The organism is Providencia sp. PROV210 (genome assembly GCF_028479445.1).
In the GTDB taxonomy this organism is placed as follows: Bacteria; Pseudomonadota; Gammaproteobacteria; order Enterobacterales; family Enterobacteriaceae; genus Providencia; species Providencia rustigianii.
In genome coordinates this window covers 54,550-81,102 of the sequence record NZ_JAMPNQ010000004.1, presented here as the reverse complement: position 1 = coordinate 81,102, position 26,553 = coordinate 54,550, and the positions used below count along the sequence as shown (strand labels likewise).

Sequence of the window (26,553 nt, the reverse complement as noted above, 5' to 3'; positions counted from 1 at the left end):
ATTTGTGCTAAGGAGGGTATGGTGACAGATGAAGAGAGTCAAAAGAAATGACAAGTATACAGCTGAAGTTGCTCCTAAAAGTCTTGAAATGATAGATAAAGCCCCACTTTAATGGGGCTAATAGCGTGAGGGAATAATCAATCAATCGACTAATCTGGCTTAGTGAATATCATCATGACTGCGATAAATGAGTGATAACTCGGGGTGTTGCCATAGGCTTGCGGGAGTCACCGTTGTACGTTCCCACGGAATAGAGCCTATAAACCAAAGTTTCCAAAAATTAAGTTTTGCATCGGGATTTTTGGACAATAATGTATGAAATGTCTCGATTTCTCCGATCTGAATGGACAGGGCAGATTGATATATATCGAAGACAAATTTTGAGCAAAATTGACGAGATGAATCGTAATTAAACCCCGTATGATAGAACTTATTTAATCTTGAAGGAACTTCATCAATAAGCGCCTGTTTTTGGTGTTCATCAAGATGTGTCGATAAGCGACGAACACCATAACGATGCTCAGCTGAGCGAGCGATAAAGCGTGATAGTGTCGTAGTTGTTGACAGCGGAACTCGGCTTTCAGCGATTAAGTAATCTTCGCCATTATGCCCAATAATCATACCGACATGGTTGCTCCAGCACAGTGATGCGGAGGCTATTTGACGAAATAACTCAGTGCCAATACTGGTGAAAATAATATCTCCAACCTCAAGTTCTGACGGGTAATTTATTCTTGTCATAAGATAACCTCAATATGGTGATAAAGTGTGCATTAAAGTTATCTTATAAGCTGTTCGTTCTTAGCAGCAATCAGAATGAGGGCGAAAATTACTTCTGTTTATCTTGGGTATATCTTCAACAGCTTTTGACTTAAATCTTGAATACTCTGGATGATATCTTGTTCAGTATGCGCCGCATAGCCAAACAGAATTGCATTATTATTTGGGCTATTAATACAGTAGCGAGACAAAGGTTGGGCACCAAAATTGAGCTCTCGACACTGTTTTAGGATAATATCCAAACTATAACCTTGTTTTATCCAGCAAACTGTATGGATACCAGAATCAGTCATTTGCACATCAAATAAATGAGGAACATATAATTGAATATGTTGGCAGAAAGCATTTTGCCGTTCATGGCATATTTTACGAATTTTTCGAATATGACGTGCGTAATGACCTTCTTGAATAAATTGGGCTAAGGCTGCTTGTTCTAAATAACTACAATGACTATCGCTGTAGTACTTCATCATAGTAAATGCTGCACTCAGATTTTCTGGAACAATTAAAAATCCCAACCTAAATCCTGGATACATCATTTTTGAAAATGTACCAGCGTAAATAACCCTCTGGTGGTTATCTAATCCTTGCAAAGCTTGGATCGGTTTAGAGAGAAAACGAAATTCACTGTTGTAGTCGTCTTCAAATATCCATGCATTGTTTTGTTGTGCCCAATCTAATAACGCTAATCTGCGAGATAAACTTAACGTAATACCTAAAGGAAATTGATGGGATGGTGTGGTATAAATCAGCTTAGCATCCCCATGATTCTTGGCTCCATAGGCGATATCCATTCCTTCATCATCGGATGGAATTGGGGCAATTGAGGCGCCAGCTGCAGTAAATATTGCCCGGGCGCTGTCATATCCGGGGTCATCAAGCCAAACTTTATCTTTCTGTTTTAATAATACTTTAGCAACTAAATTGATAGCTTGCTGGGTACCATTAACAATAATAATTTGTTTTTCTGTACAGTGTACTCCTCGGGTTGAACGCACATAATCTACAAGTAGTTTTTTTAACGGAGCATAACCATCAGGGTGATTATAGTGGGTAATAGCCAGTTTTGATTTACGCCAAACTCGACCTAATAGACGTCCCCAAAGGTCATGAGGAAATTGGTCTACACAACCAATACCTATATTAAATACCTGATGTTTATCGGTATTAGGGCGAGATTGTTCCCATAGGTGATCTAAATCATTTATTATGGGGTTAAGAAAAACCGCATGATTTTCTGGTGAATCGCCCACTTGTGGTTGACTTGTTGTGCGTACTAGCTCATCCGGAATTTGTGCGGATACATAGGTCCCAGACCCTGATTTAGTATAAAGATAGCCTTCATCCACTAAACGATCAAAACCAGCAATCACAGAGTTGCGAGAAATTGACATCATTTCTGCGAGGGCGCGCGTGGAAGGTAATTTAATTCCCGCAATAATTCTGCCATCTAGAATTGCATTCCGAATGGTATGGTATACCCCTTCATTAATTCGCCCTTTTTCAATCAATAAAAGCGGAAATTGAGCTTGCTGTTTTCGGCGCATTAAAGTGGATCCTAAATAAATAACAAAAGTGTATCTTATGAAGCACCAGATAGCTAAGTACTATAGCCCCATTATGTAATATGTCTACAAATGGAAGGGTTATTATGAATAGTGCAACATTACCAGTAACAGTTGAATTTGTATCTCAAGAACATTACCCACAATGGTTAGTTTATTGGTTGGAATATCAAAAATTCTATAACGTTGATTTAAGTGAAGAGATCACATTAAAAGCCTGGGAACGCTTTTTTAATGCAGATGAACCGATGTACTGTGCTGTTGCATTGGAAGGGGATAACGTGGTTGGTTTTGTGAATTACTTATATCATCGTTCAACATGGGCAGAAAATAATTTCTGTTATTTAGAAGACCTCTATGTCACGCCAGAAATTAGAGGAAGGCATGTGGGAAAACAGCTGATTGAATTTGTTCATAATCAGGCCAAACAAAATCAATGTGGACGTTTATATTGGCATACACAAGAAACCAATTTACGAGGACAAAAGTTGTATAATTGGGTTGCAGAAAAACCAGGGGTTATTGAGTATAGAATGCCATTATAAAATAGGTTCTCCGTTGTTGGTAAAACAATAGAGAGACCTAATTACAATTTTCATTTAGTGGAATAGTAAATCGTACTTTTAGTTACTCCTATTTTTCAATGGTGCTAAAATTTCATATTTCAACTAACAAATTAAATTTTATAGAAAATTACTGGCCAATAATTAGTATTGGCTATTCTAAATAAAAATACGGCATTGACTATTACAGTTAATGCCGTACATTAATTCTTAATTTAAATTACTTAACCAGTTTACAATCACGACCTTTATCATCTGATACACGGTTATTGACTGCATCATCTTCAGAAATAGTTGCCAGATTTAACCCGCCTTTATGACTCCATAGCTGGAAGTTCTCACCCACATAACGAGCTCCGCTTGCGGCTTCCTTACTTTTCATAACAATTAATTCGTCGCTATAAAGCATCACTGCTGTATCTTGATTAGGAAAAGAAACCTTAATTTTTTGTCCATCACAATTGTAGGTGTCTGTTTTAGCTGCGAATGCAGATGAAGAGGCTGCTAGAATAGATAAAGCAGTGATAGATGAAATTAAAAGTGTTTTTTTCATTAAATTTCCTTAATACCTATAAAGTATTGAAACAGCTTTTATAAAAATAAACTTATATACTGTTAGTAATATGAAATCACTTTAAAATATATAATGCATAAGTAATTAATCATAAATTAATGGTGATGGACTATAAGTTTTTTCTTAAAATAATTTTTATACTTATAAAATTAATTACGTAAATTTAACTAAATATTAATTAATAAAAATTGCGAAAGATAATCTATTAAATAATCAGACGATAAAAGCAATTTCTTGTGAGAAGACAATGAATAACATACACTGATCCAGCAAAATTACGTCATTTGATAAGGAGTTGGGTGTGTCTTTGGAACAATACCGAAAATATGAAAATCTCTCGATTGAAGAGACCATAGAAAAACTTTCATTACTCTATTCAAATGCGATCGAAGCATTAAGAAATGCAATCGCGACCTACATCGAAAAAGGAACCATTCCAGATGTAAAAGCGAGAGAAAATGGTTTATTCGCCTACCCAGAATTGTGTGTTACTTGGATTGGTAAAGTCGACCATTGTGAAAAAACTCGCGCATATGCACGCTTTGTCAAGCAGGGTGATTATAGTATTACAATTACCCAACCTGATTTATTTAGAGCTTATCTCGTTGAGCAATTGACAATTTTTCAGCAAGATTATGATGTTTCCTTTGCAGTTCGTCCTTCTAAAACTGAAATACCTTATCCATTTGTGATTGATGGGTCTGACTTAATACTCGATAGAAGCATGAGCAGTAGCTTAGCCGCTCATTTCCCAATTACTGATTTATCGCATATTAGTGATGATATTACCGATGGCTTATATCATGTCACGGATGATATGCCACTTTCCCATTTTGATGCTCTACGGGTTGATTTTTCCCTTGCTCGACTAAAGCATTATACAGGAACACCACCAGAACACGTTCAGCCATATATTTTATTTACTAACTATAACCGGTATGTCGACGAGTTTGTTAACTGGGCATGTGAGCAAATTTGTGATCCGGAGAGTCGCTATATTGCCTTATCCTGTGTAGGTCATAATTATCTAACAGCTGAAAATGCAGACCCACAAATAGCCACCTCAGATTTAACGTGGAAAAAATTTCAAATGCCTGCATATCATCTGATTGCTCGAGATGGGGCTGGTGTTACTCTTGTTAATATTGGTGTTGGTCCATCGAATGCAAAAAATATCTGTGATCATTTAGCCGTATTACGCCCTCATGCATGGTTAATGATAGGTCACTGTGGTGGATTAAGAGAAAGCCAAAAAATTGGTGACTATGTCTTAGCTCATGCATATCTACGGGATGACCATATTCTAGATGACGTATTACCACCAGATATTCCGATTCCTAGTATTGCTGAAGTTCAACGGGCGTTATATGACGCAACTAAACAAGTAAGCAATATGCCCGGAGAGTTAGTTAAGCAGCGCTTACGTACCGGAACTGTGGTAACTACAGATGATAGAAACTGGGAGTTACGTTTCTTTGCGACAGCTCGACGTTTTAGTTTAAGCCGTGCTGTCGCTGTCGATATGGAGAGCGCCACTATTGCCGCTCAAGGATACCGTTTTCGCGTACCATATGGGACGTTGTTATGTGTTTCTGATAAACCAATTCATGGTGAAATTAAGTTACCGGGGCAGGCGAATAGCTTCTATGAGGGAGCTATATCAGAACATCTACAAATTGGTATTCGTGCGATCGATCTCTTAAGACAAGAGGGGGATAAGTTACACTCTCGAAAATTAAGAACATTTGATGAACCACCATTTAGGTAATGAAAGTAAGGAGACTCAATTGATCCCGACACTGGAAACTGACAGGTTAATTTTGTCAAAACATGAAGTGAGTGATTTTACTGCTTTGACACAGTTATGGGCCAACACATCGATGGTACAACATATTGGTGGTAAGCCTTCCACGGAGCGAGAATCGTGGATGAGAATGCTCGCCTATGGGGGATTATGGCCGTTACTTGGCTTCGGTTATTGGGCGGTAAGAGATAAAAATACTGGCGTCTATGTGGGGGATCTGGGTTTTGCAGATTTCCACCGAACGGTAGAGCCACCCATCAAAGGGATCCCAGAAGCTGGATGGGTAATCGCGGCGGAATACCAAGGAAAAGGCTACGCAACAGAAGCAATGCAAGCCGCGTTATCTTGGCTAATATCTCAGAAAAAACATCAACAGAGCATCTGTTTCATTGATCCGAAAAATAGTCGTTCATTAAGAGTTGCTGATAAATTAGGTTATATTCAAGATAAAGAAGTCTTTATGAATGGCAGTATTTCGATATTGTTACGTAAAAATCTGAACGAATAATAGCATTATCCCATTATTGATAATAATCAATCCTATTTTTATCAATAGAATAGGATTGATTCTCTATTTACACTGTTAAAATTGATATATTAATTTTAAGGTGTGTATGTCTATTCATTCTCTTGCTTTCGAAAAACCGATTGTTGAACTCAATGAAAAAATTGATGCATTAGTTGCATACAAGCAACAGAGTCATGCTTCTGAAATAAAACTTGAAGAAGAGATCCAACTTCTTGAAGAAAAAAGTGTTTCATTAACAAAAAAAATATTTTCATCATTGAGCGCATGGGAAATTGTGCAATTGGCTAGGCATCCATTACGTCCCTATCTTCTTGATTATATTCCATTAATTTTTACTGAATTTGAGGAGCTGGCTGGAGATCGCGCATTTGCCGATGATAAAGCCCTTGTGGGGGGACTGGCTCGTTTGGATGGACAACCCGTAATGGTTTTAGGGCAGCAAAAAGGGCGAGATACCAAAGAAAAAGTGATGAGAAACTTTGGGATGCCTTCTCCAGAGGGATACCGAAAAGCATTGCGATTAATGAAAATGGCGGAGCGATTTCATTTACCTGTGGTGGTTTTTATTGATTCTGCGGGAGCATATCCGGGAGTTGGCGCCGAGGAACGGGGTCAAGCTGAAGCTATCGCAAGAAATATTATGGAAATGTCCCATTTAAAAACGCCTATTATTTGCGTGATCACAGGGGAAGGTTGTTCAGGCGGCGCATTAGGTATTGGGGTTGGCGATAGAATTAATATGCTGCAATACAGTACCTATGCAGCAATATCACCAGAAGGCTGTGCATCTATTTTATGGAAAGATTCCCAAAAAGCCCAAATAGCGGCTGAAACGATGGGAATGACAGCGACTAGATTAAAAGAGTTGGCAATTATTGATACAATTATTCCAGAACCATTAGGCGGCGCACATCGTAATTATCAATTAGCTGCGCAACATCTGAAACAACAATTACTGGCGGATTTAGCGGAGCTAAGCCAACTCGATATTGATTCATTGCTCACTCAGCGTTACCAAAAAATAATGGCATTTGGTTACTGCTAATGTTATTAGTGCCTTATTAGTCATAACGAATTAGGTAGTCAAATGCGGGTTGATTTGAATTTATTACGCATTTTTGTCGCAGTGGCGTCACAAGGTAGCTTTGCGAATGCAGCAAAGTTACTCTCTATGCCAACATCAAATATTAGTCGCGCCATAAAGCAGTTAGAAGCGCAATTAAATTGTCAACTTATTGAACGAACAACAAGACAAATGCGTTTAACCGAGCAAGGGGCTTTATTGCTGAAAAAAAGCCATAAACTATATAGTGAGTTAGAAGAAACACTGCAACAAATTCGTGATCCGAGAGAGCTCTGTGGAACCTTAAGGCTCACTATTCCCAGTGAGTCTGGAAGCTTGTTATTGGCAGAATTACTGGCCAAATTTGCTATCGAACACCCCAAATTAGCTATCCATTGTGATACCCAATTAGTTCCCTTGGATGTCATCAGTGATGATATCGATTTATTACTGACATTTCATCGTGGGGATCTGGCTGATAGCCGTTACCACTCAAAACTTCTTAAATCATGGGAAAGTGTTATCGTGGCTTCTCCGGAGTTAATTAAAACTACAGGGACCCCTAAAACGATTAGCCAATTATCCGAGATGCCATGTATTTCTAGTTTAAGTGCATTGCATGGGCAGCCGTGGATATTTTTAGAAACAAATGGGCAACAGAAAAAAGTTATTGTGACGAGCCAATATAGAGTAAATAGTGGAATGCTTGCGAGTGTAGGGGCAATTAACGGCTTAGGATACGCAATATTATCGAAAGAGGCTTGTCAGGATAATCTTCAGCAAGGGAAATTAGTCGAAATCCATTTTGAAAATATTCAACCAGCTCCCATTGAGTTGCGAGCAGTCTATGCCACTCGCCGTTCACTATCACCGATAGTCGATAAATTTCTTAGTTATTTAACGCAAAATTTATAGGGAAAATGGATTGTTTTCCCCTTTATACGGATAGTGCTTAAGCGCCACGTAAGCGGATAGTGAGTCCTTTAAGCAGGTAGCGTAGCAATTGATCCCCGCATTCACGGTAATTTTTATGACCTGGTTTACGGAAAATAGCATTTAGCTCTGGCTTGGATACACGAAAATCAACTAACTGATAAAGTTCAGTCATATCAACATCTTTAAGCTCGAAGGCTACCCGTAATTTTTTCATAATAATGTTATTACTCAAACGAGTCTCTACTTCAGGCATCGGACGCTCTTCATCTTTGCCTCGGCGAAAATAAATCAATCCATTAAGAAAATGTCCAAGTACATTGTCATTACATTCGACATAATCAGGATCTGTGTCTTTTTTAAGCCAAAGAACCATTTCTTCTTTAGTGACCGTTAAGTCTGCAAGTTTTACGATATCAACCATCTGAGCATCGCTCAAATCCAACATATAGCGAACACTTCGTAAAACATAGTTATTCAACATGGGGTAAATTTTCCAATAAATGGTACAAAAAATAAGCTTAAAATAGCAAATGAGGGGGCATTATAAAGCAAAGGTAGCCACCGATGCTTTATAATTTACGCAATATAAGAAAACAATTATGCCATAAAGTAAATCAGCCCATAGAAAAAGACTAATGTTAATCCTACTGTTAGCAGCATATTTTTAAGTATGGATGCTACAACCACACAAAATAGCGCTCCCCATAAATAAGGGTTATCCGGGAAACTACGAATTTCATGATTTTCTAGCAAAATAACGGGAGCACAAATGGCAGTCAGTAAACAGGGAGCTGAATAACTTAGGGCCTGTCGAACGATTAAAGGTAACCGTATAGGTAATTGAGGAATAAGGAAAACATAGCGCAAAGAAAAAACGACCGCGGTTAAGCTAATTATCAAAATCCAGATCATTTTTCTTCTCCGAATAAACGTGCAACCCCAACAGAAACAAACATTCCACCCACACCGGCAATGACAATCGCACTGCTAATTGAATACATTGAGAGGGTGATGGCAGTAACCAGTGAAAATAATACTCCACAAGCCGTACTGATCTTTTTGGTTAATGGCACCACGATAGCTAATAAAGTTGCTACAACAGAAAAATCGAGATGCAACTTACTCAGATCTCCCACGAGATTGGCCATGACAATGCCGCATAAGCTAGTAACCAACCAAACAAGATAAAAGCTAAAGCCAGCACCAAATAAGTAGGGGAAACTTAATGCTTGTCGTTTGGCTGCACTGATGGCAAATAACTCGTCGGTTAATAAGAATCCAATACTTAATCTCTGTGGCGCAGTGAAATTTTTCACGTGTGGGCGCAGTGTTAATCCGTATAGCAGATGTTGAGAGGTAATAAAAAATACAGAAATGATGATAGTGATATAGCCCGCCCCTGAGTTTAGCAATCCCAAAGTGACTAATTGCGCTGCCCCAGCAAAAACCATTGCAGACATTGCAATACTTTGCCAAAACGTTAATCCCGTTTCTACTGCCATTGAGCCTGCTAAAACTCCCCAAGGGATAACGGCAAGGTTTAACGGTAAAGTGTGGACTGCACCATCCATTAGGGCTTGTTGCCAAGGTTTTTGTTGCTGAACTGACATTATTAATACCTATTTATTAATGAAGCTGAATTTATTTTATGGAAGAGAGCAAACAACACATCTACAGCTATTTGCTTAAAATCATTTTTGGATAATAAACGGTAGCTACTCATGTTATATCTTGAAATCTAAAACAATTCACTATCCTCATTCATGGTAATTAACCGGAATTAGATATCGAGTTTTATTTTTTATTCAGAATAAAATATTGCTTTAATTTTGTTTTTGGCTTGCTTCTGATTGCTATCATAAATTTGGTTTTTTGTTTCATATTATAACTGTAATTCAATTGGTTTAATCTGGGTTTTTCGAATAAATTAAAATTTAAATTTGTTACATCACTAATAATATAGTGATATCTTTTATTGAAAATGAAAGGTGTGTATCATAGTCTCTATTCAGTATGAATGTGAATTTATTGTTATAACTTTTATTGAGTTAGCGGGTTTCCTATGCTTGAAAATCTAGGTATTACAAACTTATGGACTTATCTTATCGGTGTGATTTTTATTACTCTGGTACCAGGCCCTAATTCTCTATTTGTTTTAACAAGCAGTGCAAAATATGGTGTAAAAAATGGATATAAAGCAGCATTAGGTGTATTTACAGGTGATGCATTGCTCATTTTTTTATCATTTTTAGGTGTGGCGTCTTTAGTCAAAACCTCACCAATATTTTTTAGTGTTATTAAATATGCTGGTGCCGCCTACTTATTTTATTTAGGTATTAAAACGCTATATTCGGTATTACATAAAAAAGAGTCAGCAACAGATGTTGATAGCATCATTTTAGAAACTAAAGGAACCTATAAAAAGGCGGTCGTCCTAAGTCTGTTAAATCCTAAAATGATTATTTTTTATGTCTCATTCTTTATCCAATTTATTGATCCTGCATATCCAAACGCAGGCGTACCATTCTTTGTATTGGGCGTGATCTTGGAAGCATGCAGTATGTTTTATTTATCTATGCTGATATTTGGTGCAGTCGCAGTGACCAATATGGTTAAGCATAATAAAAAATTATCCAAGTTTTCAAATAGCTGTATTGGCGCTGTATTCTTAATGTTTGGTGCAAAATTAGCATTGACCGCCTAATTAGCATCCTCATACTTCTAACTCCCCGAAATTTGGTGTAGTTCTCATTTTTGGGGAGCCTTGTTTTACTATTCCTACCTGTGTTTTATGTCTCTATCTTCTTGAGTAACTGATGTGAATCTTGCAAGTAAGGGTAAGATTTTCTTTTTTAAATCATCCATAAAGCTATAAATTACAGGCACAAATAGCAAACTGAGCAACGTAGAGCTTATTAACCCACCAATAACCGCGACCGCCATAGGTGCTCTAAAACCTGAATCTGCACCGCTAGTCAGCACTAATGGTATCATGCCAGCAATCATAGCTAATGTTGTCATAATGATAGGGCGAATACGTTCTTGGCCGGCTTCAATAATTGCAGCGTCACGGGGTAATCCGGCGCGCTCTTTCTCTAAAATAAACTCAACTAATAAAATCGAGTTTTTAGTGACTATCCCCATTAGCATCAGTATTCCGATAATGACGGGTAAGTCGATCATGGCGTCATAAAGTACTAAGGCAATAATAGCGCCGCCAATTGAGAACGGAAGGGCTGCTAAGATGGTAATTGGTTGGATAAAATCCTTAAAAAGGATAACAAGAATCGCAAAAACCAATAATATGCTAAATATCATCGTTGAACTAAACCGCTCAAACATATCAAGCATATATTCCATGTCGCCATATTCCAGTGGTTCAACACTTATAGGTAAGGATTGATACTCTGGCAAAGCCATCACATTTTCTATTGCTTCACCTAAAGTCAGGCCTTCTAAGTTACCTTCGATAGACATTTTTCTGGAACGATTGATCCGGTCTATTTGGGATGGACCATCGCTGAAATCGATGCTAGCTACCGATTTAATAGGAACTGTTTGTTGTTCATTATTGCGGACATATAAATTATTTAAAACATCCACATCGTCTTTTTGGTAGTCAGGTAAAGTGACCTGTAAAGCTAATTGCCGCTCTGGTAAATTGAATTTTGCACTACGTGAGTTGGATTCACCAATAGTTGCAACCCGCAGAGTATTCGCTATTTCTTCGACATTTACCGCGGTTCTTCCCAAATCCGGTAAGTTAGGCGAGACGATGAGTTCTTTACGCAATAACGGTTTGACGACTCGTGCATTATTAATTCCTTTAACGGTTGCAACCGCATCTCGCAATTTGTGCATAGCAACTTCTAATTCATCAGGATTGGATCCAGTAAACGTGAGTGAAAATTCTTTATTGCCATCACTGTTGCTAAAGGTATATCGAGCATCAGGATTTTGTTGCAACAAATAAGAGATCGAATTTTCAAATTGCTTTTGTGACATTTTTCGCTCATTGGGAGCCGTTAATGTCAGTATCAATTGACCTTTATGCTGAGCAATACCATCAGCATCGTCACTGATCCCTGCAATGGTATATATTGATTTAATTTCCGAGCGATCTTTTAGTTTTAGCGCCATATTCTTAATGGCTTGTTGTGTCTTTTCCACGGGAGTTCCGGGTGGGAATTCCACCTCAATTTGGCTAACACTCATATCACCGTCAGGCATAAAGCCTACGGGTAAATAAGTTATGCTAGACATTGAGCCGATTAAAAAAATTAAGGCTAAAGATAAAGCGAGTTTTCTGTGCCTCAACGTTGCAGATAATAACTGCGTATATTTTTTAATCCATTTAGGAATGGAGTTTTGGTGGTTAATATTTTTTGCTGGTAGTAATACATAGGCAGCCATTAATGGTGTGACTAATCTGGCAACGAGTAATGAGGAAAGCACCGCTGCGGAAACGGTAATACCAAAAGGAACAAAGTATTTACCGATAAAACCACCAATAAAGCTGACAGGTAAAAAGACGGCAACAATGGTAAGGGTAATGGCCACTATAGCAAACCCAATAGCATCCGAGGCTTTTAATGCGGCTAAATATGGGCGTTCACCACGCTCGATATATTTTTGAATATTTTCAATTTCAACGATGGCATCATCGACTAAAATGCCAATCACTAAGGTGAGGGCGAGTAGAGTTATACTATTTAGTGTGTAATCGAAAATAGTCAATATAAAGAATGTTGGAAGAATAGAAAGCGGCAATGCGACTGCTGCAATAAGAGTTGCACGCCAACTTTTTAAGAAAAAGAAGACAATTATGATGGTAAGAAATGCACCTTCTAATAAGGTCTGAATGGTTAAATGGTAGCTAGATTCGGTATATTTCACTGTCGATGATACTAACTGAATCGACATTTCAGGGTGTTTAAGCCTGAGTTGTTCAAGTGCCTGTTCAACACCTTTAGCAACCTCAGTATCACTAGAGTTTTTCGCACGAAAAACAGCAAAACCCACGACATCTTCATTATTTAACTGTGAAATTGTCTTGGCTGTTTTTTGCCCTTGGTAAATGGTCGCAATATCATCAAGTTTTATCCAACGTTGGTCACCAATCGGAAGCTGAATATTTTTAATATCGTCAACGCTCTTTTTTTCACCTAAAATCCGAATCGTATGTTGCAGTGAATTGTATTTTGAAGAACCTCAAGCCGAATTTTGATGAACACTTCTTAGTAATTCATTGATACCAACAATTGACAGTTGTAATGATGCGAGTTTATTTGCATCTGGTTCTACGCGGATCACGCTATCCGCACCGCCTAGACGACTCACTTTCTGTACGCCGGGTATCATTATTAACTGTTTACTAATCGTGTCATCAACAAACCATGAAAGGTCGGCAATAGATTGAGTATCAGAAGAAATCGCGTAACGTAATATTGCACCACCTTCAATATCAATTCGATTGATTAACGGTTCATCAATGGTTTGGGGTAAGTCACTCCTGATTTGAGCTATTTGTTCTCGGATATCATTGATCGCAATGTAAGCGTCAATATTTAAATCAAACTCGATTGCAGTGGTTGAAATACCCTCGGTTATTGTCGATGAAATATGACGAATTCCAGGAATGCCCGAAACAGCACGTTCTACGGGTTTAGTAATTGCATTTTCCATTTCTGTCGGTGATGAACCGTCTTGAGTGATGGTGACGGTGACAATTGGAAAGTTAATCACTGGGTTAGCAGTAACAGGTAATTGGTTAAATGAAAATATTCCAGCGATGGTGAGTGCGAGAAAAATCACGATAGTTGGAATCGGGCGAGTAATTGCCCATGACGATAATTGCAGTTTCATTCACTATCCTTGACTGGCGTCACTGCATCATTTTCAGTTAAAAATGCTTGTGCATTAGTGACTACATCAATATCGAGGGATATCGGCGATAATATTTCAACTAAACCGCTGTGAGGTTTTCCGATAGTGACTGTTTGTTGTTTTACTGTATTATTTTCAACGATAAAAATAATACGTATGCCATTATTGAGTGTTCGAATGGCACTGTATGGCAAGGTTATTTGTGGCTTCGCTGCATACGAAATCATCGCTATGCCCGATTCACCTACCTGAATTGGGGATTGATTTCCCTCTAAACTGATACGTATTTTCCCTTGCTGAGAGAGTGAGTCCACTTTAGGGGATAGATAACGTAGAGTTCCAGATAATTGCTGATTGTCTTCGGTTTTCAAGGCGATTGAATCTATACGTGATAAATTCTTTAGCTCCGAAGCATGAGCTAACCCTTCAAACTCAATTTGATTATTTTCGATAATTTTAAACAGTAATTGATTATCAGAAAGCATTCCTCGCATGGCTAAGCGCTCACTGATTACACCCGAAACAGGCGCAATAATTCGTGATTTATCCTGTTGGCTCTGTTCTTTGGTTAATTGTGCTTGTAATTGTCGTAACTCTGCGCGGCTGGCTTCTAATAATGCGTTTGCAGCGATAGAATCCGACTTGGTTTTTTCAAACTCACTGGCAGAAATTACGCCTGATTTTGCTAACGGAATGAGTCGGTTCAATTCTTTTTGCGCTTGAACAGATAAGGCTTTTTGCTGTTTGATATAAGCCGTTGCTTTCTCTGTTTCAGCTTGTAATTGTTTAACTGACGCGGTTTGAACAGGAGATTCTAATGTCGCTAATAGTTGGTTTTTTTCTACCCATTGACCTTCTTCAACAAAAACGTCAGTCACCATTTGCTGCTGTAATGGTGACCCGATTGAAATTTCATTTTGAGCAATAAACTTTCCCGGCAAGGTGAGAGTTTGAATATATTGTGTTTTCTGTGGCTGAGAGACATTGAGGCGCATATTTTCTGAAAATGAAGAGAATGATATAAAATATAAACATATCAAGGTAATACATAGACGGCTCATAAATAAATTTATTCCTAAAGTAGCGTTAGGAACACGTTAGTTAAAGACGCCAAGTATTACCATTAACGAAAGTTAAACCTTAATTTTTCGTTAAGCTTAGCCTGTTGTTTTATAAAAAAATAACAGCACTAGTGATAAGTAAAAATACATTTTCAAATCAGTTAATATTAAAAAATAACAAAGAGAGACCTAAAATAATGAGTAGCCCCCCAATTACCCGATCCATAGCGAGTTGATATTTTAAGATCTTATTACGGATTAATGGCGTGGCAAAAAAGAGGGCAATCAAACTAAACCAGATCCAATGAGCAAAAGAAATAAATAATCCATAACCAAAATTTAGCCATTGTGAATTATTGGCTTGAATAACTTGAGTATAAACAGATACCACAAAAAACATGGTCTTAGGGTTTAAGGCATTGGTTAAAAAACCGGTTTTAAATGCGCTTAATATTGATGGTTCAATAAAGTCACCAATTTTATCGTCAGTACTGATTAGCGTTTTGTTTGTTAATGATTTATAGCCAATATAAACCAAATAGCCAACCCCCAGGAGCTTTACGACAAGAAATAGCATGGGGGAGCTCATAATAATCAACGTGACCCCAAAAATGGTATATAGCACGTGAACTTGTACTCCTATAGCTATACCTAGAGCACAAAATAATCCAATTTTACGACCGTAAGAGTAGCTATTTTTAGTTACCATAGCAAAATCAGGTCCAGGACTAATCACAGCGAGGATCGTGATAGTTGCGACAGCAAGAATTTCATTCATAGTTAATATCCTAAAGACAATGAAAACTGACTTAAATATTGATGAAAGATAAGTCAATCAATCTAATTTGAGAGTTTTATTATCAATAGATTGCAGATATTGAAAAAGCGATTTATCCTCATGTAAATCTGTCAGATTTCGTTACCTATTTATGAAACTACCTCCATTAGCATCATTACGTTTTTTTGACGTGGCCGCACGTTACGAAAGCTTTGTGAAAGCGGCACAAGAATTGCACGTTACACACAGCGCAATTAGCCGTCAGATCCGATTACTTGAGGAACACCTCGGTATTCATTTGTTTGAGCGACGAAATCGCGCTATTTTCTTGACGTTAGAAGGAAAATTGTTATTTCAAACAACAACTAGTATGTTTCAACAACTTGCAGAAACAGTAAAGCAACTAGAGCAGCCACCGGACATACAAGTCGTGAATTTATCTTGTGAGCCCACCATAGCGATGAAATGGCTGATCCCGAGATTGACCGATTTTTATCGGCAATATCCAGATATTACCGTCCATTTAATTGCGGCTGGCGGACCTATCGATTTTGCTAAAACGGGGGTTGATTTGGCTCTACGGCGCAATGATTTCAAATGGAATGATAATATTCATTCAACACGAATTTGCGCAGAAAGAATGGGGGTCGTCAAACGTGTCGATGATACGCCATATCAGCGAATGAATTTACTGACTCCGTCATCTCGGCCAACAGTATGGGAAACATGGCAGTCTCGAACTGGCGTGAATCTGCAAGGCAATAAACGGATTAATTTTGAGCACTTTTATTTGTGCCTACAGGCCGCGTTGGCAGGGCAAGGAATCGTAATGGCTTCATTTTTGATGGTTGCTGATGAGATTAAATCAGGACAGCTAATGGCTCCGGAAGGTTTCATAGAAGATGGTTCTGCCTACTATATTCTTGCGCCTAAAATGTTAAATACACACAGTGCGGGGGGGATTTTCATGGAATGGCTAATCGAGAATGTGAATCAAAGCCTACAGCTGACTCAGTAGAAGACCGAGAATTTATACCAGAATGCAAATTTGGTTATTAAATCATCGAACCTCCATAAGAAACAAAGTTTTTATGACATAACTATTTCTCTGCGTGCTATATTTCCTTGATATATTTTGATGTTTTCAAGTTGGAGTAAATAATGAGCAAAATCCGGGTTGGTGTCATTTTTGGTGGAAAATCGACTGAACATGAGGTTTCTCTTCAGTCAGCTAAAAATATTATTAATGGTTTAGATCGTAATAAATTTGATGTGTGCTTGATTGGCATTAATAAAGAGGGGCAATGGCATGAATATGATGAAGCCAACTTTTTAGTCCACGGTGATGACCCTGCTCATATTGCATTAAACACTCCAAAACGCAGCATTGCTATCGTTCCTGGAAAGCAAAAAGAACAATTTATCTCTCTGGAAGATGCGAAACCACTCCCACAAATTGATGTTATTTTTCCTATTGTTCATGGCAATCTAGGAGAAGATGGTTCACTGCAAGGTCTATTACGTATGGCGAATCTGCCATTTGTAGGTCCAGGTGTTTTAGGCTCTTCTGCCTGCATGGATAAAGACGTTACCAAACGCTTATTACGTGATGCAGGTTTAAATATTGCACCATTTATCACGATATTAAAAAGTGGGCGAGAGCAAATTAGCTATGCTGCAACCGTTGAAAAACTGGGCTTACCATTGTTTATTAAACCTGCCAATCAAGGCTCTTCTGTTGGCATCAGTAAAGTAAACAATGAGAGCGAGTTTTATGCTGCGCTGGATTTTGCATTCCTATTTGACGTTAAAGTATTGATTGAAAGTGCAGTAAAAGGGCGAGAAATTGAGTGTGCAGTTTTAGGTAATGAACAGCCACTCGCTAGCCCATGCGGTGAAATTGTTTTACACGATAGTTTTTATGCTTACCACACTAAGTATATTGATGAGAACGGTGCCTCTGTTGTTGCTCCCGCCGATTTAGACGAAGCTGTTAGTGAAAAAATTCGTCAAATTGCACTAGAAGCCTATCAAGCCTTAAATTGTAGTGGGATGTCCCGTGTTGACGTATTTTTAACTGATACTAATGATGTGGTTATCAATGAAATTAATACATTACCGGGCTTCACGAATATTAGTATGTATCCTAAATTATGGCAGCAAGGCGGAATGACATATCAAGAGCTGATTAGTCGTTTAATTGAGCTGGGAATGGAAAAATTCGAGCAAACGGCGTCGTTAAAAACGGCATGTGATGAAATTTAATCACTAACACTTTGCCGATAGTTTTTAGCTATCGGCAAAGTGTGGTAGTAATCCATTTTTAAATCAATCACTGAGCATTATTTTCACACCAAACATAATTGATATAACGGAATAGTGGTTCGAAACCAAATTTCTTATAAAGATCAAATCCTGCTTCAGAAGCATCCAAGAAACAATGCTCAACTCGCTGTTGCCGGCAAAATGCTAATGCATAATCAATCAGTTGAGAAGCATAGCCTTTTCCCTGAAACCTAGGTTCTGTACCAATATCATCAAATCGAGCAAGTTCGCCTTCAATGGTTATCGTCATTGATGTGGCGGGTTCACCATCAACTAACAGTACAAAGTGAAATTGTGGAGCACCTTGTTGTAGGGCATCTTCATGATAACGAACATATTCTTGGATAACTAAGTCATGTTCTTCTGAGAGATAAAATGCAGAAACTAAAGGTTTAGCCCAGAGGGAAAGATCATGGTTGGCTAAAACAATATCAACTTGATTGTCGGGTAAATTTACGTCTTTTTGCTGGGATAATGAGAGTGCCATTGCAGTTGTGACGCTGTCACGTTTATAATTAAGAGCTTCAATATCTTTGACCACTTTTGGCAACATTTCTTCAGGGATTACCAATGTGTGGTTCTTTTTTTGTGCCACAAACAGATTATAAGCCTGCATAAATGCGTGATGTGTGGAGTCAGGCTGTAAGTAGATAAAGTTAAACGCAGGAGAATTCAGCGGGGTCAAATAACAGATTGTATGTTGTGCAATTTGTATGCTGTGCTCACAAATCGAGGTCCAAAACGTCTTTTCGATCGATTGGTAATGTCGTAAATAGTAGAGCGGAATATTCATGTCTCAGTTACCTGATGTAAAGCGTGTTAATCGATATGGGGTTAATATAGCGTGTTTGATCCCATGTAAGATTGTTATTTAACTTATTGGTACTAAAGCCATTGATGTATATCTACTGATAATATATCAACCCTCAAAATCATCAACACTTTCGATGATTGCTATCTCATCTTCTGGCCTAGGTCGCATTCCTATGTAAAGATTTTCAATTCAATATCTATAAATCATATTAGCAAGGTCAACAGGTCATTTTGTGCGGTATACATGTCCCCTTGCTAAATTGTATTATTTGGTCAGTTTACGCTGAGCGATAATTTTTTCTGTAGCTAGATGATACTATCTAATTAATTTATTTGTTATGGTAGCTTTAATTCAATCATCGTATTGGCATGAATATGCTACTTGATTGGGGTTTAAGTTATCTACAAAAGAAATCATGGATACTGTTGAATAATACGCTGTATTTTCAGGTTAAATATCAAGCTTATTGAGATGCAATAATGAAAAAAATTATTTTTATAGCCATGTGTGTATTTAGCTATCCCGTGACTACATTATCTGAAACTACCAATTATGAAAAACAAGTGCTGAAGAGTGGCGAAAAAGAGATCCATTATTACTTGTTGAAAAACACATCAAAAAAAACTGAAAATTTGTTAGTTTTAATTCAAGGGTCAGATTGTAAAAGTATCTTAAATAATCAAAATATAATGGCTAACTTTAGCCAGATATTACCCAATAGTGATATTTTACTAGTAGAAAAAACAGGGTTAACCCCTCAAACTGGTAAGGAAAATGAAAGTGCGTTAACTGAAGATTGTCCAATAGTCTATATGCAAAATGATTCTTACTATGAAAGGGTTGATAACTACATAACAGTCTTAAATGAAATAAAAAAAGACTATAAAAACATTGTGTTACTGGGTGGTAGTGAAGGTGCAATAGTGACAAATATTATTGCATCAAAAATTGATTTTATTGATGCATCAATTTCACTCAATGGTGGTGGGCAATATTTTATTGATGACGTTATTTATAGTATAAAAAACAGTGTTCCATCAGAGGAAGTTGAAGCATCAACTGAAGGATTTAAACAGTTCGCGAATGCTGTATTACAGAATCAATTAGAGGATGACCAATTTCCTAGCAACCATGGAAAAAATTGGTGGTATGAAGCTCTGACAATTGACAATAAAAAGTTGCTTGAATCAGTGAACAAACCGCATTTAGTGATCCAGACATTAGTAGATATTAATGTTGATGTTGAAAGTTCAGAGAAAATGATGAATGACATTGCTAATCCGAATATAACGTATAAAACCTATCCAACATTAGATCATTATTTTAAAGACAGCTCTGGGAATAATCATACTTCAGTTATAGTCAATGATATTCAACATTGGTATACAACGATTAAAGTGAAATAAATAAAATAAAAATATGCCCAACTGAAATCGGTTGGGCAACATTTTATTCGGATATATAGCTGTAATAATTAAAGATAGGCTTAAATCCTAATTTACTATACACAGAGAGCCCATCGCTAGATGCTTCTAAATAACACCGTTTTATATCGTGTTGATGGCATATGTGAAGGGCGTGTTTGATTAACATAGTTGCAAGGCCTTTGCGTTGATATTCAATATCAGTACCAATATCATCTAAACGAGCCAGATCCTTATAAATCGTAAGCGTTAAACTGGTGACAGGGCGCTGATGATGGAATAAGACAAAGTGCAGCATATTGATATTTTTATCCAGCGCACGCTGATGATAGCGAATATATTGATCAATAACAGACTCTTCATCTTTGACCTCAACATCAGAGTCTACTGGAAATGCAGTAACTAATGGTTCAGCCCAACATGATAAATTTTGGTTACATTGTTCAATGTGATAAAAATCAGGTAAACAGCATGGCGCCTGCTTAATTAAATCCTGTTGTTCTAATACCATCGCTGTTGATTCACCATCATTAACAAGTTGATACTCTTGAATCAACGCTGAAAATTTAGCTAATTCCGCAGAATGGACAACTAAAACGTAGGGCTTTGATTGCTGCTTAAATAAGTCATTCGCCACTTCAAAACTGGCTGTCGTCGCCCCTGAGTGTAAATAAATATAGTTGAATATGGGCATATTTAGCTCAGAGAAGTAGGCGACAGTTGTCGGTGTAATATCATAGGTTGATAAACAAATAGCAGACCAAAAATGATGCTCAAGTGTATAAAAATTTTTTTCGTTATACGTTATTGCAGTGTGATCTGAAAAATTCATGGTAAACCTTATAATATTGATAATCGAAAGATTGCTGTTGATATACTACATGGGATAGCATTTATTGAATTAAGAGAAGATTAAGGAAAAACGGTGAAAAATATCCCAGACACAATTACTTTTTTTGAACGTTTATTGCCATTAGTAGTTTCTGGCGAGAAAGTGATTACTATTCGTGACCAAAGTGAAAGCCATTATGTTCCTGGCTCTATTGTTAAAGTTTATGCGCTAGAAACGGGAAAATACTATACCGATATTGAAATACTCTCGGTTGAACCGCTCAACTATGACGATATTTCTGACTATCATGCCACACAAGAAGCGATGGCATTAGATACATTGAAAAATTTAATCCGCGAGATTTATCCAACAGAAGATTGCTTGTATGTCATTCATTATCGCCTAACAAATTCAGTCCGGTAATCGAACACTTATTTTTTCTACCAGTTTGATGAATGCCTTTGCCGCTGGAGAGGCTTCATTCTGGTTATTCATCGCCAATGCGACATTTCTTTCAACTTTCGGAAATAGAGGCTTGATGACTAAATTCGTTGTCTCTTCGGGTATGGCGAGTTGAGCAACAATAGAGACCGCTTCTCCACGGGCGACTAAGGCAAAAGTACTCAGTAACTGGCGTGTTCTAAAATGGATTTGGGGCGTCAGTTTTTGTGCAGAAAATAAATCCATGACTGTTTTCCCTGATCCTGCTTGGGTCAGATTAAATGGATAATCGCATAATTGCTTCAATGTTACGCTATCATATTCTGCAAGAGGGTGCCCTAATGGTAATATCGCAACAAATTGATCTTGCCTTATTTTAAACGTTTCAAATCGCTCATCGGGCAATACAACAAATCCAATATCAACACGTTTTTCTTGCAGCCAGCGAGCCACACTTTCATCATCACCTTCATCGACAATAATATTAATAAAAGGATATTGTTGGCGAAAAGCATTAAGCAGTGGAGGGAGAATTGTCATAGAAGATCCTGGGCCAAATGAACCTATCCGCAAAATACCTTTTTTTAAACCATTAGCTGCAAGTGATTCCTGTTTCATTGCTTCTTGAATGCTCAGCATATGATGAGCGCGAATCAGTAATGAATGCCCAATTTCAGTCAGTGATATTTGATTTTGTTCACGAGTAAATAAACTGATATTTAAATCTTTTTCGAGAGATTTAATCGCATGGGAAACGGCAGATTGGGAAATATTTAAGCGCATTGCGGCCAATGTAAAGCTTTTCAATTCAGCAACAATAGTAAATATCTCAAGTTGTCCAAGTGTCATGAGTAAATGCTCATTTGATTATGATAGTAGATAACAAATAACTTATCTGTCTTATTGCATTGGGTCAATAAAATGCAAACTTTCTTATTCTAAGAGGCAGAAATGGAAAAAGGTAAAATAGTCACTCAGAAAGTACCCATTAATCTGATGATGTTACAGATGGTTTTTGTCTCCATAATTTGGGGCGGAACCTTTATTGCTGGCAGGGTATTACAAACGGATATTTCCCCATTATTATCGGCCACAATACGCTTTATATTTGCTAGCATAGCGCTGATTTCACTACTTAGCTTAACCAAGATTGGTTGGAAAAAAATCACATTATCCCAGTTAGGGCAAATCATGTTACTCGGTACGAGCGGGATATTTGTTTACCAAATTTTATTTTTCTACGGGTTACAGGTTATTCCTGCATCGAGAGCAGCACTATTAGTTGCCATTAATCCAGCGATGATTGCCTTAATTTCTTTTTTACTTTGGAAAGAAAAAGTAACGCAGATTAAAGGGGTCGGTATCTTACTTTGTGTTACGGGGGCGGTAATACTATTGTCCGATCAAAGCTCAGATACCCGTGGTTTTCTGACGAACAAAGGTGACTTAGCGATATTGGGTTGCGTAGTGAGTTGGGGGATCTATACGGTTGCTGGCAAGCATGTTATTCGTGAAGTTGGTGCACTGCATACGGTTACTTACGCTGTTTTATTTGGGACATTGTTACTTATTTTAGTCTCGGGAATGACAGGTGTATTAACAATAGAAGGGATTACACATTTATCCTCCAATGATTTTATTAGCTTGGTTTATTTGGGCATCTTAGGATCTGCATTGGCATATGTTTGGTACTACCAAGGTGTCGATAAGTTAGGTGCAGCCAGTGCTGGCTCATTTATTGCACTTAATCCGTTAACGGCAGTCATCATCGGTACACTCTTTTTAAATGAGAAAATCACGTCAATGGTTTTATTGGGGGGCTGTGTAATTGTACTTGGCTTAGTGATTACGAATCGGAAAAGTACAGATAAATAAAGCGCTCTATGGGGGAATTAATCTCCCATAGAGCCCTAAAATTAGTTTATCGTTTTGTTGATTTCAGCATAGGCAAATAGTGCTTGTGCGCCACCAGTATGGACAAACAATACGGGTGTTTTTTCTGATGAGTTATCGAGATAATCGATTAAACCAGCCATCGCTTTACCCGTATAAACGGGGTCCAGTAGGATGCCTTCTTTTTGCGCTAGCAATTTAATGGCATCTAAACCACCACGGTTTGGCATACCATACATAGGCGCAAAGAAGTTATCCCATAAGGTAATTTTTGGTGTTTTTTCAATCTGTAGTAACTTAGCTAAATCATGTTGCAGTTTTTCAACTTTTGGCGCTTGATCTTGCTGCTTACGAGAAACTGTCACACCGATAAGTTGTGAGTTAGGGAGTAACTCTTGCAGTCCGATAGCGAGCCCGGCATGGGTTCCTGCGCTACCCGATGCGACAATAATCTTATCAAATTCAATATCAGTGGGCTTTTGCTGTGCAATTTCAATGGCACATTGAACGTAGCCTAATGCACCAATATCATTCGAACCGCCCACGGGCACAATATAGGCATCGTTAAGATTTAATGATTCAATTAAATCTGCCATTTGAGCTTGAGGGTCGGTTAATTCATCGCACATTACGCACTGAGTATCAAATAAATCGGTGAGTAATTTATTTCCATTGCTTAGAAAATTATGATCTTCGCTTTGAATTGGATTCTCTAATAACGCAACACATTTTAATCCATACATTGCGGCGACAGCTGCAGTTTGTCTCACATGGTTAGATTGAATGGCACCTGCGGTGACGATAACTTTTGCATTTTTTTCGAGTGCATCAGCCATTAAAAATTCGAGTTTACGTAACTTATTGCCACCCATAGCAAGAGGGGTCATATCATCGCGTTTAATATAAATTTCGCGCCCATACAAACGAGATAAATTATCTAGTCGATTCAGTGGGGTCGATGCTTTAAGCAAGTCAACTTTAGCGAATTGAGTTAATTTTTGTTGAAGTGACATCTAAATTCCCCTGTATTAATTGGTAAAACCTAAATAGAGATAAATCGCAAGAACCACGCTTGCGGTAACTATTGCATATGGCATTTGAGTACGAATATGTTCAATATGGTCACAATCTGTCGCCATTGATGCCACGATCGCATCGGCTGAAATGGGTGAAGTCATATCGCCAAAAATAGAACCAGAGATAGCGGCGCCAATCATATATTCTATTGGCATACCCACAGATAATCCCAATTGCACACCGATGGGGATCATTATCGCAAACGTTCCCCAAGAGGTCCCTGTTGCGAGGGACATGATGGCGCTGATAATGAAAATGAAGCCAATAGAAAAACCAGGTGCCATTATTCCATGGGTCACTTCGGCAATATAAGCGCCGGTGTTAAGTTCCGAAGATACATTACCCATTAAGAAGGCTAAGATCATAATCGAACTGATTTTTAGCATACTGGCGTAGCCAATAAATAATTCTTTAAAAAAGTTATCGATATTCAGTAGCCTTCTTCCGATAAACCAGCAGAAAGAAACGGCGGTACCGAACATGACTCCCCAATAGACTGATGTTGATCCGCTACCTTTAGTAAAGTCACCATCTCCAGTGATATAGAGGGCAACAGGCACCATCAATACAGTGGAGAGAATAGGAATAAAAAAGTTCAGAACTGAATAGGCATTTGGGTGCTCGATTATTTCGTCTTCTTCACTTTGTTTTGTTGTGTTAGTCAGCTTTCCTGAAACAAAGTGTTGCTGGTATTTGTCTTCGGCTTTTTTCATCGGTCCCCACGAAATATTGGTGAGAACATAGAATAAAATGGTTGCTAGGGATAACCATGCCATTAAGTTATAACCGATAGACTTAATTAAAATATCGAAAGGTTCACCAGAAATCAGTCCTTGAGAGATTTGCACTCCAATTAATCCCATAATGACCGCTCCCCAACCGTTAATAATGGCGGAAGAGCAGACCGAAACACAGGCAGTTTGAATTAAATAGGACATTTTTTCTGGAGCAACGCCATATTGTCTAGCCAAATTCTTAGTTGATGCACCAGCCACCAGCTGGTTAATTGAGCTTTCAATAAAGATCAATGATGTGATTAGAATTGCCAATAATTGTGTTGCTGTTCGATTTTTAATTAGTCTGGTTTTGTTTGTGAGAAGCTGTACGAGGGCGCGTACACCGCCCGTGACAACAACTAAGCGCATAATCCCACCGATCATGACCATAAAGACGATGGTGCGTGTATTCCCTGCGGAAGCAAATGTATCGATAATTCCGTCAACTGTACCGCGAACACCCAGTAAAATATTGTGATCGTTGATAACAGTGAAGCCAACCAAGATCCCTAACATCAATGAGAGCATCACTTGCCGGGTTAGGATCGCCAAAAGAATGGTGACGATGGGAGTGATGATTGTCCAAATACCGTAGTCCTGCATGTGTTTACCTTGGTTATTTTTATAATATGATGTGTTGTTTATAAGTGTCAGGAAATCATAGCATTGATGGATGCGGGCTGTGGGATCTTTTCATAAAATTGCAGCAGATTGTTACAAATTGATCAGCAAGGCGGGGAAAACTACCAATAAATTATCCTCCAAAAAAACGCCATCTAAAAAACGATAGCGTCTCAGTAATTATTTTTTAATAAAATTAATCCATTCATTGTAACTAATACGGCTAATTTCTTCGGTTTTAGTTTCACCAATCAACTCAATAAATTGAGGTTTTAACGTTGAATGATATTTAAAACCGCATTTTTCTTGTGCAATTTTTGATTGCTGATTGCCTTGAAAATAGCCACACCATAAGTTATCGAGTTTTATATTTTTAAAACCGTGGCGCATAATTTCTTGAATCGCTTCAGGAATTAAACCTTGCCCCCAAAAAGGGACTCCAATCCAATAACTTAATTCAGCATCATTATCACCAATAGGTAAATTACTCTGTTTTCCAATTGATAAGCCAATGAGCCCGATAGCTCTATTATTTTCTTTTAATGCCACGGCGAATACATTGTCGCGCATAAAAATTGTTTTAATAATTTCAGTACTTTCTTCAACACTTTGATGAGGAGGCCATCCCGCAATAGGGCCAATACGTTCATCTTTTGCGTAATGATAGAGATCTTCCGCATCAGTGAGTTGCCAAGGACGCAATATTAATCGTTCTGTATATAACACCATTTTTTACCTTTGTATTTTGTGCATTATAGAATGGTACTTATTTTAGGTATTTATTTATGTTTTATAAGCGCAAAAATCGATC

At 37.8% G+C, this 26,553-nt stretch carries 25 protein-coding genes and 1 pseudogene; 11 read left to right on the top strand and 15 right to left on the bottom strand.

The window, feature by feature from the left end; genetic code table 11:
* Positions 1-159: 159 nt before the first annotated feature.
* Positions 160-741 (bottom strand): YebB family permuted papain-like enzyme, encoded by a 582-nt coding sequence (locus tag PR761_RS03475; RefSeq protein ID WP_006813015.1) that lies wholly within the window; start codon positions 739-741, stop codon positions 160-162.
* 98 nt (positions 742-839) lie between these two features.
* The gene (pdxR, locus tag PR761_RS03470) at positions 840-2,327 is read right to left on the bottom strand and encodes a MocR-like pyridoxine biosynthesis transcription factor PdxR (protein ID WP_154611115.1); all 1,488 of its coding nucleotides are present in this window, start codon (positions 2,325-2,327) and stop codon (positions 840-842) included.
* Between the two features lie 80 nt (positions 2,328-2,407).
* On the opposite strand from pdxR, the gene PR761_RS03465 reads away from it, so the two are divergent.
* Complete coding sequence (locus PR761_RS03465; protein WP_006813013.1) at positions 2,408-2,890, top strand: GNAT family N-acetyltransferase; 483 nt, start codon at positions 2,408-2,410, stop codon at positions 2,888-2,890.
* 238 nt (positions 2,891-3,128) lie between these two features.
* On the opposite strand, the gene PR761_RS03460 is transcribed toward PR761_RS03465, so the two are convergent.
* On the bottom strand, positions 3,129-3,461 hold the full coding sequence (locus tag PR761_RS03460) for an MliC family protein (RefSeq protein WP_006813012.1): 333 nt from the start codon (positions 3,459-3,461) through the stop codon (positions 3,129-3,131).
* Between the two features lie 361 nt (positions 3,462-3,822).
* Between PR761_RS03460 and PR761_RS03455 the strand changes: the two genes are divergently transcribed.
* The 4 genes from PR761_RS03455 (at position 3,823) to PR761_RS03440 (ending at position 7,793) form a co-directional block, all read left to right on the top strand.
* On the top strand, positions 3,823-5,250 hold the full coding sequence (locus PR761_RS03455; protein ID WP_438667000.1) for an AMP nucleosidase: 1,428 nt from the start codon (positions 3,823-3,825) through the stop codon (positions 5,248-5,250).
* Positions 5,231-5,794: a GNAT family N-acetyltransferase gene (locus PR761_RS03450; protein ID WP_006813010.1), complete on the top strand. Its 564-nt coding sequence runs from the start codon at positions 5,231-5,233 to the stop codon at positions 5,792-5,794. The genes PR761_RS03455 and PR761_RS03450 overlap by 20 nt, the downstream gene beginning before the upstream one ends.
* 106 nt (positions 5,795-5,900) lie before the next feature.
* Positions 5,901-6,860, top strand: a complete 960-nt coding sequence (gene accA / locus PR761_RS03445) for an acetyl-CoA carboxylase carboxyl transferase subunit alpha (RefSeq protein ID WP_006813009.1) — start codon at positions 5,901-5,903, stop codon at positions 6,858-6,860.
* Positions 6,861-6,902: 42 nt separating this feature from the next.
* Positions 6,903-7,793 (top strand): LysR family transcriptional regulator, encoded by an 891-nt coding sequence (locus PR761_RS03440; RefSeq protein WP_154611116.1) that lies wholly within the window; start codon positions 6,903-6,905, stop codon positions 7,791-7,793.
* A 37-nt stretch (positions 7,794-7,830) separates the two neighbouring features.
* Here PR761_RS03440 and PR761_RS03435 read toward each other — a convergent pair whose 3' ends face one another.
* The 3 genes from PR761_RS03435 to PR761_RS03425 form a co-directional block, all read right to left on the bottom strand.
* Complete coding sequence (locus tag PR761_RS03435; protein WP_039854058.1) at positions 7,831-8,295, bottom strand: DUF1456 family protein; 465 nt, start codon at positions 8,293-8,295, stop codon at positions 7,831-7,833.
* Positions 8,296-8,411: 116 nt separating this feature from the next.
* Positions 8,412-8,726 (bottom strand): AzlD domain-containing protein, encoded by a 315-nt coding sequence (locus PR761_RS03430; RefSeq protein WP_112836757.1) that lies wholly within the window; start codon positions 8,724-8,726, stop codon positions 8,412-8,414.
* Positions 8,723-9,424 carry an AzlC family ABC transporter permease gene (locus PR761_RS03425; RefSeq protein ID WP_112836759.1) on the bottom strand — a complete coding sequence of 234 codons (702 nt, stop codon included), beginning with the start codon at positions 9,422-9,424 and terminating at the stop codon, positions 8,723-8,725. Before PR761_RS03425 ends, PR761_RS03430 begins: the two co-directional genes overlap by 4 nt.
* Positions 9,425-9,876: 452 nt before the next feature.
* Here PR761_RS03425 and leuE point away from each other — a divergent pair, with 452 nt between their 5' ends.
* Entirely contained in the window at positions 9,877-10,518 is a 642-nt protein-coding gene (gene leuE / locus PR761_RS03420; protein WP_006813004.1) for a leucine efflux protein LeuE, read from the top strand.
* A gap of 74 nt (positions 10,519-10,592) precedes the next feature.
* Here the strand turns inward: leuE and PR761_RS03415 are convergent.
* The 3 genes and pseudogenes from PR761_RS03415 to PR761_RS03405 form a co-directional block, all read right to left on the bottom strand.
* Positions 10,593-13,679, bottom strand: a pseudogene (locus tag PR761_RS03415) (efflux RND transporter permease subunit).
* A complete protein-coding gene (locus PR761_RS03410; RefSeq protein WP_174217577.1) occupies positions 13,676-14,761 on the bottom strand; it encodes an efflux RND transporter periplasmic adaptor subunit in 1,086 nt (361 codons plus the stop codon). The pseudogene PR761_RS03415 and the gene PR761_RS03410 overlap by 4 nt, the downstream one beginning before the upstream one ends.
* A gap of 157 nt (positions 14,762-14,918) precedes the next feature.
* A complete protein-coding gene (locus tag PR761_RS03405; protein ID WP_154611117.1) occupies positions 14,919-15,539 on the bottom strand; it encodes a LysE family translocator in 621 nt (206 codons plus the stop codon).
* Positions 15,540-15,690: 151 nt separating this feature from the next.
* Between PR761_RS03405 and PR761_RS03400 the strand changes: the two genes are divergently transcribed.
* Both PR761_RS03400 and ddlA read left to right on the top strand, forming a co-directional pair.
* Complete coding sequence (locus PR761_RS03400) at positions 15,691-16,557, top strand: LysR substrate-binding domain-containing protein (protein ID WP_154611118.1); 867 nt, start codon at positions 15,691-15,693, stop codon at positions 16,555-16,557.
* 143 nt (positions 16,558-16,700) lie between these two features.
* Complete coding sequence (gene ddlA, locus PR761_RS03395) at positions 16,701-17,804, top strand: D-alanine--D-alanine ligase (RefSeq protein WP_006812999.1); 1,104 nt, start codon at positions 16,701-16,703, stop codon at positions 17,802-17,804.
* Between the two features lie 67 nt (positions 17,805-17,871).
* Here the strand turns inward: ddlA and PR761_RS03390 are convergent, their stop codons facing one another.
* Positions 17,872-18,657: a GNAT family N-acetyltransferase gene (locus PR761_RS03390; RefSeq protein WP_039854054.1), complete on the bottom strand. Its 786-nt coding sequence runs from the start codon at positions 18,655-18,657 to the stop codon at positions 17,872-17,874.
* A gap of 500 nt (positions 18,658-19,157) precedes the next feature.
* On the opposite strand from PR761_RS03390, the gene PR761_RS03385 reads away from it, so the two are divergent.
* Positions 19,158-20,084 (top strand): acyl-CoA thioester hydrolase/BAAT C-terminal domain-containing protein, encoded by a 927-nt coding sequence (locus tag PR761_RS03385; protein ID WP_154611119.1) that lies wholly within the window; start codon positions 19,158-19,160, stop codon positions 20,082-20,084.
* Positions 20,085-20,127: 43 nt separating this feature from the next.
* Here the strand turns inward: PR761_RS03385 and PR761_RS03380 are convergent, their stop codons facing one another.
* The gene (locus PR761_RS03380) at positions 20,128-20,934 is read right to left on the bottom strand and encodes a GNAT family N-acetyltransferase (RefSeq protein ID WP_006812996.1); all 807 of its coding nucleotides are present in this window, start codon (positions 20,932-20,934) and stop codon (positions 20,128-20,130) included.
* Positions 20,935-21,027: 93 nt separating this feature from the next.
* Between PR761_RS03380 and yqfB the strand changes: the two genes are divergently transcribed.
* Complete coding sequence (gene yqfB / locus PR761_RS03375; RefSeq protein ID WP_006812995.1) at positions 21,028-21,357, top strand: N(4)-acetylcytidine aminohydrolase; 330 nt, start codon at positions 21,028-21,030, stop codon at positions 21,355-21,357.
* Here yqfB and PR761_RS03370 read toward each other — a convergent pair.
* Positions 21,346-22,224 carry a LysR family transcriptional regulator gene (locus tag PR761_RS03370; RefSeq protein WP_154611120.1) on the bottom strand — a complete coding sequence of 293 codons (879 nt, stop codon included), beginning with the start codon at positions 22,222-22,224 and terminating at the stop codon, positions 21,346-21,348. The two genes, yqfB and PR761_RS03370, sit on opposite strands and share 12 nt — an antisense overlap.
* Before the next feature lie 102 nt (positions 22,225-22,326).
* On the opposite strand from PR761_RS03370, the gene PR761_RS03365 reads away from it, so the two are divergent.
* Positions 22,327-23,250: a DMT family transporter gene (locus PR761_RS03365; protein ID WP_154611121.1), complete on the top strand. Its 924-nt coding sequence runs from the start codon at positions 22,327-22,329 to the stop codon at positions 23,248-23,250.
* A 41-nt stretch (positions 23,251-23,291) separates the two neighbouring features.
* Here the strand turns inward: PR761_RS03365 and PR761_RS03360 are convergent, their stop codons facing one another.
* From PR761_RS03360 to PR761_RS03350, 3 genes are all read right to left on the bottom strand, one after another.
* On the bottom strand, positions 23,292-24,281 hold the full coding sequence (locus PR761_RS03360) for a D-cysteine desulfhydrase (RefSeq protein WP_006812992.1): 990 nt from the start codon (positions 24,279-24,281) through the stop codon (positions 23,292-23,294).
* A 15-nt stretch (positions 24,282-24,296) separates the two neighbouring features.
* On the bottom strand, positions 24,297-25,724 hold the full coding sequence (locus PR761_RS03355; RefSeq protein ID WP_006812991.1) for a Na+/H+ antiporter NhaC family protein: 1,428 nt from the start codon (positions 25,722-25,724) through the stop codon (positions 24,297-24,299).
* 198 nt (positions 25,725-25,922) lie between these two features.
* The gene (locus tag PR761_RS03350) at positions 25,923-26,471 is read right to left on the bottom strand and encodes a GNAT family N-acetyltransferase (RefSeq protein ID WP_154611122.1); all 549 of its coding nucleotides are present in this window, start codon (positions 26,469-26,471) and stop codon (positions 25,923-25,925) included.
* Positions 26,472-26,553 lie beyond the last annotated feature (82 nt).